Below are 12,250 nucleotides of genomic sequence, written 5' to 3' on the forward strand. Positions count from 1 at the left end.
TACCGGGGCGACGCGGCGCCCATCCGCGCGGGGAGATGGATCGTGTCGATGCGGCTGCCGGGCGCCCTCTGCGCCCTGCTCCTCCTGCTCTCCGGCGCGGCCGCCGCCCAGGGCAGCCCGGCCGGGGGACGGAACGGGGCAGCGGCCGCTGCCGCGCCGGCGCGGCGCCCGCCGCCCGAGGCGGTGCCGATGACCCTGCCGGAAGCCGTCTTCCTCGGCCTGCGCAGCAACCGCGCCATCCGCAGCGAATACCTGCAGCGCATCGCCGACCGCTTCGCGCTCCAGGTCGCCGAGAGCAGCTTCACCCCGCGCCTGTCGATCGCCGGCAGCGCGACGCGCGGCCGCACCGCCGGTGTCAGCGGCACGCAGCTCAGCCTCGGGCCGGTGGTCACCGTCGACACGCCGACCGGCGCGCGCTTCACCATGTCCTGGCTGGCCAGCCAGACCAACACGCGCGGCACCGATTCCGTGGCGCCCTCGCAGCTCGGCCTGCAGGTGATCCAGCCGCTGCTGGCCGGCGGCGGCATCGACTATGCCATGGCGCCGCGCCGCATCGCCCGCATCGCCGAGCGCAACGCCCAGCTGCGCCTGAAGGGCCAGGTGATCGAGCAGGTCAGCCAGATCGTGCTCGCCTATCGCGCCCTGCTGCAGGCGCAGGAGCAGAACCGCATCGCCGAGGAAAGCCTGAAGCGCGCGCGCGAGCTGGTCGAGGTCAACCGTCTGCTGATCGGCGCCGGCCGGCTGGCGCAGATCGAGCTGGTGCAGTCCGAGGCCGCGGTCGCCCAGCAGGAGCTGTCGCTGGTCGCCTCGACCAACGGCGCCGAGGCGGCGCGGCTCGCCTTGCTGGCGCTGATGGGCATCGACCCGGGCTCGCGCATCTGGGCCAGCGAGCGGCCCAGCGCCCCCTCGGTGCGGGTGGCGATGGACCGGGCGCTGGCCACCGCCTATGCCACCCAGCCGGCCTATCTGGGCCAGCTGCTGACCATCGAGATCAACCGCATCAACCTCGACGTCGCCCGCAACCAGCGGCTCTGGGACATCTCCGCCGTCGCCGGCATCGGCCAGCAGGCCAGCCGCACCCAGCTGATGGAGACGATCGGCGCGCTCAGCACCGTGCGCTCCGACTTCAACCTCGGCCTGCAGGTGAACATCCCGATCGGCTTCCCCTCGCGCGAGCAGCTCGAGGTCAATGCCGGCGTGGCGCTGCGCCAGTCGGAGCTGGCCGCCGACCAGGCGCGCGACAATGTCCGCGTCCAGGTCGAGAACGCGGTGCGCGGCATCGAGGCGCAGCGCCGCCAGGCCGAGCTCGCCCGCCGCGCCCGCGAGCTGGCGCAGCAGCAGCTGGAGGCCGAGCTGCTGCGGCTGCAGGCCGGGCGGTCGAGCAACTTCCAGGTGGTCTCCTTCCAGAGCGCGCTGCAGCAGGCGGAGAGCACCGAGCTCGGCGCCGTCATCGCCTATCTCAACGCGCTGACCACCATGGACCAGGTGCTGGGCACCACGCTGGACACCTGGCGCATCACTTTGAACGAGCCGTGACCCTGCCTTTCGACGATCTGGCGCGCCATGCCGCGCTGCTGACCGGCTGCCGCCGCGCTTTTTTTTCGGTTGGCGGCTCGCTGGCCGCCGGCTTCGGCGAGGTGGCCGAGGGCGACAGCGATTTCGCCGCCCGCGTGGTGGCGGAGGGCTTCGTCGAGGAGACGATGCCCACGCTGCGCGCCGGGTTGCGGCTGGAGGAGGCCGGCGCTGCCCTCTGCGTCGCCGACACCGCCGCCCGCCCGCTGAGCGCGGCGCAGCGCGCCGAGCTGGAGGCGCTGGCGCGGCGGGCGGCGGAGACGCTGGCGGCGCAGGGCGCGCTGGACCGGCTCGACCTCGATTTCAACGCGGCGCTGGACAGCCTGTCCGACGGCATCCTGACCATCGGCGCCGGCGGCGCGCTGCGCGCCATCAACGCCGCCGCTGCCGCGATGCTCGGCGTGACGACGGCGCGCGCCCTCGGCGCGACCCTGGAAGAGGTGCTGCCGGAGGAGGGCAGCGACGCGCTGCTCGACGCCATCCTGGCGCCGCTGGATGCCGAGGCGGCGCCCGAGCGCCAGGTCGTCGACTTCCACGGCCGGCGGCTGGCGGTGCGCGCCCAGGCCTATCGCCTGCGGCTGGGCGCCGCGGCCGGGCAGCTGGCGATCACCGCGGCGCTGAGCGACGTCACCGAGGCCGAGCGCCTGGCCGAGGCCGAGGCGGCGCTGGCCCGCGACCTGGCCGAGCAGCACCGCAAGCTGCAGACCGCCTATCTGCAGCTGGAGCAGTCGGCGACGCAGATCCGCGAGACCGCGCGCCGCATCCGCGCGACCCGCCTGGCCGGCATCGCCGGGCTGGCGCTGCTGCTGGCGGGGCTGGCTGGGTACAGCCTGTGGCCGGCCGCCGACTGGGGCGGCAGCGAGACACAGGCCGCCGAGGCCGGGCTGACGCTGCAGCCGCAGCCGGTCTCGTCGCGCATCGCGGTGGTCGGGCTGCTCGATGCCGGCTCGCTGGTCAGCGTGGTCGGGCCCTTCGACGGGCTCGTCCAGCAGCGGCTGTTCCGCTACGGCGAGCAGGTGGAGCGCGGCGCCGCCCTGCTGCAGCTCGATCTCAAGGATGTCGAGCTGCGGCTGCGCGAGGCCCGCAGCGCCGAGATCCGCGCCCGCCAGAAGGTCGCCGAGCTGCGCGGCTGGGAGAGCGGCTTCGAGGTCGCCCGCGCCCGCCGCGCCGTCGCCGCCGCGCAGCTGGAAGCCGCCGACCTCGCCGCCCGTAGCGCGCAGACCCGGCTGCTGCTGTCGCGCGGCATCATCGCCGCCGACGAGCACCGCGCGCTGGTGCAGCAGCAGCGCAACCAGCAATTGCAGCTGCAGGCGGCGCAGAACGACCTGGAAGCGACACTCGCCCGCGGCGACGCCCAGACCCTGCGCATCGCCGAGCTGGAGCTGGCCAATGCCGAGGCCAAGGTCGCCGAGCTGGAGACCGACCTGGCCCAGGCGACGGTGCGCGCGCCGGTCTCCGGCGTGGTGCTGATGCCGCCCGAGCCCGCCGGCGGCCGCCGCGCCGAGACCGTCGAGGTCGGCTCCCGCGTCTCGCGCGGCCAGACCATGTTCACGCTCGGCGCGCTGGAAAGCTTCCAGGTCCGCGCCATGGTGGACGAGATCGACGTCAACAAGGTGCGCCTCGGCCAGGCGGTGGCGGTGACCGGCGATGCCTTCGGCGGCATCACCCTGCGGGGCCGCGTCACCGGGGTCGCCGCCCAGGCCGCTGGCGATAGCGGCGGCCGCGGCGCCATGCCGAGCTTCCCGGTCACCGTCGCCATCGAGGGCATCCCGCCCGAGCAGCGCCGCCAGCTGGCGGTCGGCATGTCGGCCAGCCTGTCGATCGTCACCTATGACCGCGCCGACGCCTATGTGGTGCCGCCGGGCTATGTCCAGCTCGACGGCGCCGGGCAGCGGGTGATCCGGGTGCGGCGCGACGGGGCGGTGCGCGAGGTCCCGGTGGAGCTGGGGATCTCGGTGCCGGAAGGGATCGAGCTGCGCGGGGCGCTGCAGCCGGGGGATGTGGCGCTGCCGTGAGGGGTAGGGGCTGGTTGGAGACTGCCAAGGTAGCGGAGCTGAGCCTGCTTTCCGCGGCGAGGCCGGCAGAGGATGGGATAGGGCGATGTTAAAATTCATTCAGCAGAATGCGGACTGGAACGCGGAACCGAATGCGCCGAACCCGCAAATCACAAAACATGGCCCGACTCTCAGCATCGCATTCCTCATGCACCCATCATCATTCGGATGGCATGACGAGGAGGACGTTCCAGGCTTGCTGTGCTTCACATCTTGCCGGCGCTGGTGCTGGGACTCAACGAACGATGAGGGCTGGTACGCGGGGGCAGGCCGCTATGCCCGACAGGCACCACGCTGGGGCGAGTTCTACGAGATCATCGGCGGGGAACGATTGGGTGACAATGCGATCCCCGGCAGCGTGAGCAGTAAGATGCCAGTGCGGCATTTCCTGTTCTATTTTCGCGATGAGGTCATCGAGTGCTACGCGGAGGCCTGGGAGCTTCGCTGCGGCGAGCACAGGCGCTCAAGCAGTTGAAGGAAGGCGGCAATCCGCTGGAGGCCGAAGACGCCAGGGGCGATGCCGCTGACCTCGTAGAGGCTGGAATAGGAGTGGCGCAGCGCGGTCATGTAGGCGCGGGTGCCGGCGCGCTCGCCCAGCGGCGGGTCGATGGGCTCGGCGAAGGCGCGGGCAAAGACCACCTGCCGATCGGCCTCCCTATCCCAGGCTAGCCACCTCGGGCAGCGCCGCTCAATCCCGCGGCAGCGCGTCCCGCTTCGTTCCCGGCCGGGCATGCACCGTCAGCGTGCCCGCGCTGGCCAAAGCGTCGAGCAGCAATTCGCGCAGCAGGCGGATGTCGCGGATGCGGCCGAAGCTCGGGCGGTGGACCAGCGCCAGCTGGCGTTCTGGCGAGCTGCCATGCACCAGCCGGTAGGCCACCATGTCATCGAGAAGAGAACCCACCTGCACCGCCAGCTGCGGCAGCAGCGAGCAGCCCATCCCGTGCCCGATCATCTGCCGCAGCGTCTCCAGGCTGGCGGCCTGGCGGCCGGCCTGCAGCCCGGCCTCGACCCCGCGCGGCCCTCGCCGCGCCTGCGGGCAGCAGGCCAGCGCCTGGTCGCGCAGGCAATGGCCCTCGCTCAGCAGGATCAGCTCCTCGACCGGCAGGTCGGCCAGCTCGACGCGCTCGACGGCGGCGAGCGGGTGGTCGCGCGGCACGGCGAGGACCAGCGCCTCGCGGAACAGCGGCAGGGCGGTCAGGCCGGGATCCTCGACGGGCGTGCTGGCGATCACCGCGTCCAGCTCGCCGGCCTCCAGCGCGTGGATCAACGGGCGGGTCATGCCCTCGGTCAGCACCAGCTGCAGCTTCGGGTAGCGCGCGCGCATCGGCCCCAGCAGCAGCGGCAGCAGGTAGGGGCCGAGGGTGGCGATGACGCCCAGCCGGAAGCTGCCGGAGAGCGGTTCCGCCGCCGCCTGGGCCAGCTCGCCCAGCCGGCGGGCCTCGGCCAGGATGACGCGGGCCTGGGCCACCAGCGCCTCGCCGGCGGCGGTGACCAGCACGCCGCGGGCGCCGCGCTCGAACAGCGTCACGCCCAGCATCTCCTCGAGCTTGCGCAGCTGCGCGCTCAGCGTCGGCTGGCTGACATTGCGCGACTGCGCCGCCCGGCCGAAATGCAGGAACTCGGCGACGGCGACGGCATAGTCGAGGTCGCGGATGTTGAGGCCGGCCAGGTTCATGCGCGCGAGGGGTCCCGGAAGGCCGGCGCGAATCGCGGCGGCGCTGGGCGCGGATTATGCCCCGGCCGAGGCCGGTCGCGAAGCGGCCGCGGCGGCGCTCGGCGCCGCGGTGCCGCTGTCCCCCATCCCGGCCAGCAGCCCGTGCAGCCGGCCGCCCGGGGCGGTCGTCACCATCAGCGCGACGGCGGCGGCCAGCAGCAGCAGGGTGCGGATCATGGCGGGGCTCCCCTCGGGCGCGGTGGCGATGCGGCGATCCTGGCGGCGCGGCGGCGGCCGGGCCAGGCGATCCGCTCTATGGCGGCGATAGGCGGCGCCTCTGGTGTCATGGCCGGCTTCGGGGGATGCTGCCCGGCAGGGGAGGAACCGCATGACCAGGACAGCAGCGCCGGCCGCCGCGCGCGCGGTGCGATGACGATCGCCGACCCATGATGCCGCCGCGCAGCCCGACCTTCGCCCCCTTCGCCATCCGCAGCTACCGCTTCCAGTGGTCGGCCGACCTGATGACCTCCTGGGCCTTCGAGATGGAGACCCTGATCCTCGGCTGGTACATCATCGTCCAGACCGAGTCGGTGCTGCTGGTCACGCTGTTCGGCTCACTGCAGTTCCTGGGCACGCTGGTGGCGCCGCTGTTCGGGCTGGTGGGGGATGCGATCGGCCATCGCCGGGTGCTGGCGGCGATGCGGCTGTCCTATGCCGCGATCGCCGCGGTGCTGGCCGTGCTGGCCCTGACCGACAACCTGACGCCGCTGCTGGTGCTGGTGGGCGCCGGCATCGCCGGCATGATCCGCCCGTCTGACCTGGGCATCCGCAACGTGCTGATCGGCGAGACCATGCCGGACGACCGGCTGATGAGCGCGGTCAGCCTGTCGCGCCTGACCACCGATTCCGCCCGCGTGGTCGGCGCCCTGGCCGGTGCCGGCACCGTGCTGGCGCTCGGCATGGGCCAGGCCTACCTGGCCGTGGTCGGCCTCTATCTGGCCGGGCTTCTGCTGACCTTCGGCATCGCCGTGCCGGCCCGCGTGGCGCCCCCGGTCGGCCGCAAGGCGACGCCGCTGGCCGACCTGGCCGAGGCGGCGCGCGCCGTCTGGCAGGCGCCGCCGCAGCTGGCCGCCATGCTGATGGCCTTCCTGGTCAACCTGACCTGCTATCCCTTCACCCTGGGCCTGCTGCCCTATGTGGCGCGCGACGTCTATGGCAGCAGCCAGGCGGGGCTCGGCTACCTGGTCGCGGCGGTGGGGGCGGGCAGCATCCTGGCCTCCCTCCTGCTGAGCGCCATCGGCAGCCGGGTCAGGCCGGCGCGGATGATGCTGGTCTTCAGCCTGGCCTGGCACGCGCTGGTCATCCTGTTCGGCCAGGTGCCGGGCCTGGCCGGCGGGCTGGTGGTGCTGCCGCTGATCGGGCTGGCGCAGATGCTCTGCACCCTGCCGATGTCGGTGCTGCTGCTGCGCGGCGCGCCGCCCGGGCTGCGCGGGCGGATCATGGGGATGCGGACGCTGGCGATCTATGGCCTGCCGGTCGGGCTGCTGGCCTCGGGCCCGCTGATCGGCGGGATCGGCTTCCCGGCGACCACCGCCCTCTATGGCGGGTTCGGCCTGCTGGCGACGCTGGCGGTGCTGGTCTTCTGGCGGCGCCATCTCTGGCCGGTGGCGGCGCCCGGCAACCAGGGCTGACGGCGCGGCCCGCTTTCCGGTGGTTCCGCCGGGGCCGCGGATGGCAGGCTGGCCGCCGACCCGGACGACCCCACACCCTGCGGAGGCCATGATGAAGATTTCTTTCTATGCCCATGCCAGCTTCCGGCTGGAGGCCGACGGGCTGGCCCTGATCACCGACCCCTATACCCCGGCGCGCAGCGGCTTCGCGCCGATCGACGAGCCGGCCGATCTGGTGATCATGAGCTCGGCCACCGACGATTTCCATTCCGACCCCAGCCACGTCCTGGGCTCGCCCACCGTGGTCAATGCGCTGGCGCTGCCGCCGGAAGGGGCAACGGTCAGGGGCGTCACCATCCGGCCCTTCCCGGCCTATGAAAGCCTGAGCTTCGACTACCAGGCCGCTGCCGGCCGCGACCCGGACGCCAATGCGCTCTACCACTTCGCCCTGGGCGGGCTGCGGGTGCTGCACATGGGCGATATCGGCAATCCGGTGGCGCCCGAGCATCTGGCGGCGCTGGCGGGCCAGGTCGACATCCTGCTGGCGCTGACCGGCGAGCACGCCACCATCGCCCTCGACGACCTGGACCGGGCGATCGCCGCGATCCGGCCGCGCGTCATCATCCCGATGCATTACTACAGCCCGCGCGGCGTGCTGCCGATCGAGCCGGTGGAACGCTTCACCGCCCGCTTCCCGGCCAGCGCGGTGACGCGGGTCGGCGGGCCGAGCCTGGAGCTGACACCGGCGACGCTGCCGGCCGGGGCGCCGCATGTTTTCGTGCTGGAACAGTCGCGATAACGTGCGGACCGTGCGGCCCGGCGCCGCGCGGTTTCTCGCGCAAACGTCACGCCCCCGCCGCTTGCCGGAAACGCTGTCGCCCGCTCCATTCCGCGCGCAACGGCTCGAGATCAGTGATGACGACACGGCGCATTCTGTTCCGCCTGGCGGCGGCTTCCTTCCTGGCGACGCCCGTCGCCGCCATGGCGCAGGAGCGGCTCGGCCTGGCCGAGCGCCGCGCCATCGCCGCCTATCGCCAGGACAATTATCCGGCGATCGAGCAGGGCATCCAGCAGGCGGCCGGCTTCCCGGTGCCCGTCGAGGTCGAATGGGACCAGCTGGCGCAGCCGGGCGACGCCGCCAGCTACGCGCGCGACGATTATTTCGGCAAGACGATCTTCGAGCCGCTGACCACGGCGCTGCGCAGCATCACCGGCGATGCCATGGGCCGCGACGCGCTGCGCGCCAAGCTGCAGCGCATCCACATCCGCTATGACGAGAAGACCGCGCCCGCCTCGAACTATCCGCTCGGGCTCGCCTTCAAGGAAGGCGTGCTCGACATCAACTGGCGTCCCTACGCCAATACCGCCGATGTCAAGGAGCGCACCGAGGCGATCACCCAGCTGCTCGAACGCAGCCTGTAGCGCGACCGGGCTTCGGAGCGCCGAAGCCCGATCGCGCCGCCGCCGGCTTTCAGCGGTTGAGTTGCTGCCCGCTGCCGCCACTCGGGCCGCCGCTCAGCGCGCCCGGAGAGCCGGTGGCGGCCCGCGGCGTCGCGCCGCCGCGATCCGAACCGCCGCGCCGCATGTCGGCGAGGCTGACGCTGGGCATGGCCTTCAGGCTTTCCGCCGTGGCGCCTGGCAGGCTCCAGCGGCCGCGCTGCGCGTCATGCTGCAGCTGCGCCAGCGGCACCGCCACATGCCGCTCGCCGACACCGAGGAAGCCGCCGACCGACAGCACGGCCACCGGCGCCCCGCCGCCCTCGGGCAGGACGACATCCTCGATCTCGCCGATCTCGCGATCGCCCTCGCCATGCACATCGGCATCGAGCAGCCGGTGCATGCTGAGGCCGCGGCTGAGCGCGCCGATATCGACATTCTCGGGGGTGCCGCTGGTCGCGCCGGGCCGCGCGGGTGTCTGGCTCTGGCCCTGGCCCTGGCCCTGGCCTTGCGCCTGGGCCGGCAGGGTGGCGACGAGCAGGGTGGCGGCCAAGGCCGCGAGGGCGAGGGGGCGGGTCATCGGCGTCTTCCCATCCTGGTTGATCCTGGTGAGCGGCCCAGGGCCGCGGCGCAGCGGTGTTACGCGGTGTGCCAGGGGGAAGTTTCCGGCGCCCGCCGCCTGCAGGCACCGGCAATGTCTGCCACATCTTCGACCGCCTCTCCGGCGTTCAGCATCACCAGAGACGGGGCGCCGTGCCGCGTCGGCAGCAGGACCGGAAACCGGCACCGAGGGTGATGGCTTCCGGTCCACCGGGAGGCCCCTGCGCATGAGCAAGGAATCACCAGATCTCCGCATCCGGGTGAACCGGGCACCGGTCCTGACCCTGTGGGCCGCCGTGGTCGCCGGGCGCCTGGGGCATCCCCGGGACATGGCGCTCAGCCTGGCCAGCCATGTGGCGGGCACCGCGGCCCAGGCCAAGGCCCGGCGCCTGGGCCTGTCGGAGGACACCCGGCAGAAGGACGGCGTCACCGCCGTGGCCCCGCGGGAGACGGTGCGTCTGCTTGGCAAGGACGTCCCCCTGACCCACGACGCCGATGGCCAGGTGCTGGCGGATGCCGGGGGCGGCAAGCCCGCGCCAGCGGCGCCGGTGGAAGCCTACGTCACCCGTGCCTTTGGCCGCCATCTGCCGGTGGTTGTCGCCGCCATGGAGGCGCTGGCGGCGCGCCACGAGCCGCAGGAGCTGAACCGCATCGGCTTCCGGCTCTACGAGGCCTTCAGGCCCGAGGTTCCCAAGGATGTCACCGGCTGGGGCGCCAAGGGTGAGCTCGACCTCGAGAAGGTCCGGCAGGCTGGCGTGTGAAGCGACAGCCTGTGTCGTCGACAGCGCTGGCGTCGCCTGCTGCTAGAGGGCGCGGGCGATCAGACGAAGCGCCCGCTCCAGCTCGCCTCGATCCTCCGGCGCGCCGAGGGCCAGCCGCAGGCTGTTGGGCGCGCTGCCGATGCCGAAGGCCGCGCCGGGCGAGAGCTTGACCCCCTGCGCAAGCAGGTCTTGCACCAGCGCCTGGGCCATTGTCCTGCGCGGCAGGTCGAGCCAGAGGTGCATCGAGGCAGGGTGCGACGCGGGCGATGCCGCGAGGGGCAGCAGGCGGCGGGCCAGCGCCTGCCGGGCCCGCGCCTCGCGGCGCTTTTCTGCCTCCAGCAGGGCGGCGGTCCCATCCCCCACCCAGAGCGACGCAATGGCGGCCCCGAGCGGCGGCGCCGTCCAGACCGTCGCGCGGACCAGGTTGGCAGCCTGCTCCTCGCGCCCCGGGGGCACCAGCATCCACGCGGCCCGCAGCCCGGGCGTGAAGCTCTTGGAGGTGGAGCGGAGATGCCAGCTCCGCTCCGGCGCCAGCGCGGCGAGCGGCGGGACCGGCGCGTCGTCCTCCGTCAGGAAGCCATAGGCGTCATCCTCGATGATCTGGAAGTCGAGGCGCCGGGCGATCGCCGCCACGGCCTCGCGCCGCCGGGCCGGCATCGTCACGCCGGTCGGGTTCTGCAGCGACGGCATGCAGTAGAGCGCCGCGATCCGGTGCCGCGCGGCCAGCCGCAGCAGCGCGCGGGGACGCAGCCCGTCCGCATCCATCGGCACCGGCAGGACCTCCAGCCCCAGCGCGGCGGCGCTGGCCTTGATGCCCGGCCAGCTCAGCGCCTCCACCGCGATCGTGTCGCCGGGGCGGGCGGTGGCCAGCAGCGCGACCGTGACGGCGTGCTGCGCGCCCGCGCCGATGACCAGGCGCGCCGGATCGTCGGGCAGGCCGCGGCGCGACAGCCAGGCGGCGCCTGCGGCCCGGTCCGCCGCGCGCCCGGCATGCGGCTGGTAGTCGGCGACGGCGCCGCGCTCCCGCCGCAGGACGAGCCGTGCCGCCCGCTCGAAGCGATCGGCCAGGCCCGGCAGGGGCATCACGTTGCGGGACAGGTCAATGAGGCCGGGCCGCGCCTCCTCGATGCGGAAGGCGGCGGCGTCGACATGGCCCGGCGCCCGGACGAAGCTGCCGCGCCCGACCTCGCCGACCACCAGACCCCGCGCCTCCAGCAGGCGCATCGCCGCCGAGGCGGTGTTCAGGGCGACGCCATGGCGGAAGGCCAGCTCCCTGTGCGTCGGCAGCCGAGCGCCCGGCAGGAGCCTGCCCTCCCGGATCTCCGCCTCCAGCATCGTGGCGATGCTCTTCGCGCCCATCGGCCCCCCCCGGCCCGCATTGTCTCTGAGACAATCCTTCCATTGCCTCACCTGGCCAGCGCCGGCAATCAGGCTTCATGAACGACAGCAACCCGACGCCCTGGCACCTGACCGCTCCCACCTTCGCCGAGATCGAGGAGGCGGCCGGACGCATCCGGGGCGTGCTCGTCGAGACCCCGCTGCTGGAGAGCGAGCGCCTGAACGCGCGCCTCGGCGGGCGGCTGCTGGTCAAGGCGGAGGGGCTGCAGCGCACGGGCAGCTTCAAGGCCCGCGGCGCCTGGAACCGCCTCTGCCTGCTGACGGCGGAGGAGGGCGCCCGGGGCGTGGTCGCCTTCTCGTCCGGAAACCATGCCCAGGCGGTGGCCTGGGCCGGGCAGCGCCTGGGGATCGGGACGGTGGTGATCGCCATGCCGTCCGATGCCCCGGCGGCCAAGATCGAGCGCACCCGTGGCTGGGGCGCCGAGGTCGTGCTCTACGACCGGGCGACGGAGGATCGCGAGGCGCTGGGGCGGCGGCTGGCGGCGGCGCGCGGCCTCATCCTGGTGCCGCCCTATGACGACCGCCGCGTCATCGCCGGGGCGGCCACGCTCGGCCGGGAGGTGGTCCGGCAGGCCGAGGCGATGGGCGCGGCGCCGGAGGCCCTGGTGGTGTGCTGCGCCGGGGGCGGCCTGACGGCGGGCTGCGCGCTGGCCCTGGAAGCCATGCTGCCCGATGCCCGCGTCTTCGCCGCCGAGCCGCAAGGCTTCGATGACACGGCGCGCAGCCTGGTGGCGGGGACGCGCCTCGGCAACGCGCCCGGCGCGGCGTCGATCTGCGACGCCGTGCAGGCGCCGATGCCGGGGGTGCTGACCTTCGCGATCAACGCACCCCGCCTCGGCGGCGGGCTGGTGGTCAGCGATGCCGAAGCGCTTGCGGCCATGCGCGTGGCGTTCGAGGAGTTCGGGCTGGTGGTGGAGCCAGGCGGCGCCGTGGCGCTCGCGGCGGCCCTGCACGGGCGGCTGCCCGTGGCGGGCCGCACCGTCGCGGTCGCGCTGACCGGCGCCAATGTCGATCCCGGCATGTACCAGCGGGCGCTCTTCGCCCCTGCCTGAGCGCGGGCGGCCGCGCCGACCCGGATCGGCACCCACCCGCCCTGCTGAGCCG

12 protein-coding genes are annotated in these 12,250 nt (G+C 73.5%); 7 read left to right on the forward strand and 5 right to left on the reverse strand.

Translation table 11 applies throughout. The features are described from left to right. Positions 1-48 precede the first annotated feature (48 nt). Together WFI16_RS16570 and WFI16_RS16575 are read left to right on the forward strand one after the other, a co-directional pair. Entirely contained in the window at positions 49-1,536 is a 1,488-nt protein-coding gene (locus tag WFI16_RS16570) for a TolC family protein (protein WP_419898975.1), read from the forward strand. Then, entirely contained in the window at positions 1,533-3,587 is a 2,055-nt protein-coding gene (locus WFI16_RS16575; RefSeq protein WP_419898940.1) for an HlyD family efflux transporter periplasmic adaptor subunit, read from the forward strand. Before WFI16_RS16570 ends, WFI16_RS16575 begins: the two co-directional genes overlap by 4 nt. Positions 3,588-4,046: 459 nt before the next feature. Here the strand turns inward: WFI16_RS16575 and WFI16_RS16580 are convergent, their stop codons facing one another. The 3 genes from WFI16_RS16580 to WFI16_RS16590 are packed head-to-tail and all read right to left on the reverse strand — an operon-like array spanning position 4,047 to position 5,517. After that, on the reverse strand, positions 4,047-4,265 hold the full coding sequence (locus WFI16_RS16580; RefSeq protein ID WP_419898941.1) for a hypothetical protein: 219 nt from the start codon (positions 4,263-4,265) through the stop codon (positions 4,047-4,049). Between the two features lie 49 nt (positions 4,266-4,314). Continuing rightward, entirely contained in the window at positions 4,315-5,301 is a 987-nt protein-coding gene (locus WFI16_RS16585) for a LysR substrate-binding domain-containing protein (RefSeq protein WP_419898942.1), read from the reverse strand. Between the two features lie 54 nt (positions 5,302-5,355). After that, positions 5,356-5,517 carry a hypothetical protein gene (locus WFI16_RS16590; RefSeq protein ID WP_419898943.1) on the reverse strand — a complete coding sequence of 54 codons (162 nt, stop codon included), beginning with the start codon at positions 5,515-5,517 and terminating at the stop codon, positions 5,356-5,358. A gap of 209 nt (positions 5,518-5,726) precedes the next feature. Here WFI16_RS16590 and WFI16_RS16595 point away from each other — a divergent pair, with 209 nt between their 5' ends. The 3 genes from WFI16_RS16595 to WFI16_RS16605 all read left to right on the forward strand — a co-directional run bounded on the left by WFI16_RS16595 (position 5,727) and on the right by WFI16_RS16605 (position 8,372). Beyond that, positions 5,727-6,971, forward strand: coding sequence for an MFS transporter (locus WFI16_RS16595; RefSeq protein ID WP_419898944.1), 1,245 nt, complete (start codon positions 5,727-5,729; stop codon positions 6,969-6,971). A gap of 91 nt (positions 6,972-7,062) precedes the next feature. Next, positions 7,063-7,749 carry an MBL fold metallo-hydrolase gene (locus WFI16_RS16600; RefSeq protein ID WP_419898945.1) on the forward strand — a complete coding sequence of 229 codons (687 nt, stop codon included), beginning with the start codon at positions 7,063-7,065 and terminating at the stop codon, positions 7,747-7,749. Between the two features lie 116 nt (positions 7,750-7,865). Then, positions 7,866-8,372 (forward strand): hypothetical protein, encoded by a 507-nt coding sequence (locus WFI16_RS16605; protein ID WP_419898946.1) that lies wholly within the window; start codon positions 7,866-7,868, stop codon positions 8,370-8,372. Between the two features lie 49 nt (positions 8,373-8,421). On the opposite strand, the gene WFI16_RS16610 is transcribed toward WFI16_RS16605, so the two are convergent. Next, positions 8,422-8,967, reverse strand: a complete 546-nt coding sequence (locus WFI16_RS16610) for a PRC-barrel domain-containing protein (RefSeq protein ID WP_419898947.1) — start codon at positions 8,965-8,967, stop codon at positions 8,422-8,424. Positions 8,968-9,214: 247 nt separating this feature from the next. On the opposite strand from WFI16_RS16610, the gene WFI16_RS16615 reads away from it, so the two are divergent. Continuing rightward, positions 9,215-9,748, forward strand: a complete 534-nt coding sequence (locus tag WFI16_RS16615) for a hypothetical protein (protein ID WP_419898948.1) — start codon at positions 9,215-9,217, stop codon at positions 9,746-9,748. A 42-nt stretch (positions 9,749-9,790) separates the two neighbouring features. Here the strand turns inward: WFI16_RS16615 and WFI16_RS16620 are convergent, their stop codons facing one another. Continuing rightward, positions 9,791-11,107: an aminotransferase-like domain-containing protein gene (locus WFI16_RS16620; RefSeq protein ID WP_419898949.1), complete on the reverse strand. Its 1,317-nt coding sequence runs from the start codon at positions 11,105-11,107 to the stop codon at positions 9,791-9,793. Between the two features lie 77 nt (positions 11,108-11,184). Here WFI16_RS16620 and WFI16_RS16625 point away from each other — a divergent pair, with 77 nt between their 5' ends. Then, a complete protein-coding gene (locus WFI16_RS16625) occupies positions 11,185-12,198 on the forward strand; it encodes a threonine ammonia-lyase (protein ID WP_419898950.1) in 1,014 nt (337 codons plus the stop codon). Positions 12,199-12,250: the final 52 nt, after the last annotated feature.

It is taken from the genome of Roseomonas sp. USHLN139, assembly GCF_037145735.1.
In the GTDB taxonomy this organism is placed as follows: domain Bacteria; phylum Pseudomonadota; class Alphaproteobacteria; order Acetobacterales; family Acetobacteraceae; genus Pseudoroseomonas.

Bases quoted from the DNA above. Each gene is read 5' to 3' on its own strand.
- WFI16_RS16590 (WP_419898943.1), bottom strand. From the start codon at position 5,517: ATGATCCGCACCCTGCTGCTGCTGGCCGCCGCCGTCGCGCTGATGGTG.
- WFI16_RS16625 (WP_419898950.1), top strand. From the start codon at position 11,185: ATGAACGACAGCAACCCGACGCCCTGGCACCTGACCGCTCCCACCTTC.
- WFI16_RS16615 (WP_419898948.1), top strand. From the start codon at position 9,215: ATGAGCAAGGAATCACCAGATCTCCGCATCCGGGTGAACCGGGCACCG.
- WFI16_RS16620 (WP_419898949.1), bottom strand. From the start codon at position 11,107: ATGGGCGCGAAGAGCATCGCCACGATGCTGGAGGCGGAGATCCGGGAG.
- WFI16_RS16610 (WP_419898947.1), bottom strand. From the start codon at position 8,967: ATGACCCGCCCCCTCGCCCTCGCGGCCTTGGCCGCCACCCTGCTCGTC.
- WFI16_RS16595 (WP_419898944.1), top strand. From the start codon at position 5,727: ATGATGCCGCCGCGCAGCCCGACCTTCGCCCCCTTCGCCATCCGCAGC.
- WFI16_RS16585 (WP_419898942.1), bottom strand. From the start codon at position 5,301: ATGAACCTGGCCGGCCTCAACATCCGCGACCTCGACTATGCCGTCGCC.
- WFI16_RS16605 (WP_419898946.1), top strand. From the start codon at position 7,866: ATGACGACACGGCGCATTCTGTTCCGCCTGGCGGCGGCTTCCTTCCTG.
- WFI16_RS16570 (WP_419898975.1), top strand. From the start codon at position 49: ATGCGGCTGCCGGGCGCCCTCTGCGCCCTGCTCCTCCTGCTCTCCGGC.
- WFI16_RS16600 (WP_419898945.1), top strand. From the start codon at position 7,063: ATGAAGATTTCTTTCTATGCCCATGCCAGCTTCCGGCTGGAGGCCGAC.